General features: G+C 56.4%; 1 protein-coding gene. It reads right to left on the reverse strand.

Annotated features, from left to right (window positions below):
* The coding region (locus HMPREF2635_RS09060) for a DDE-type integrase/transposase/recombinase (RefSeq protein WP_141761699.1) at positions 1-275 on the reverse strand (275 nt) is incomplete at both ends.

A 275-nucleotide genomic window follows, 5' to 3' on the forward strand; every position in this document is an offset into this window, starting at 1 on the left:
TGCCATGATCAGAATGGAAAATTGCCCCTTGAAGGCTTCCGCGAACCTTGCTGGCATGGGACAAAGCTTCGATAACCAGCGATACCCGCATGTGATCGGCTAGTGCATGGCCGACGAGTTTGCGCGAGTAGACGTCGATGACCGTGGCCAGGTACATGTTCTTGCCGCCCTTACACGGCAGGTAGGTGATATCACCTACGTAGACGTGGTTCGGCCTGTCAGCGGTGAAATTGCGGCCTACTAAGTCTGGCATGACTCGGTGGCCAGGCTTGCGC

The sequence above is a fragment of the Corynebacterium sp. HMSC035E02 genome (genome assembly GCF_001836065.1).
GTDB lineage: Bacteria > Actinomycetota > Actinomycetes > Mycobacteriales > Mycobacteriaceae > Corynebacterium > Corynebacterium hiratae.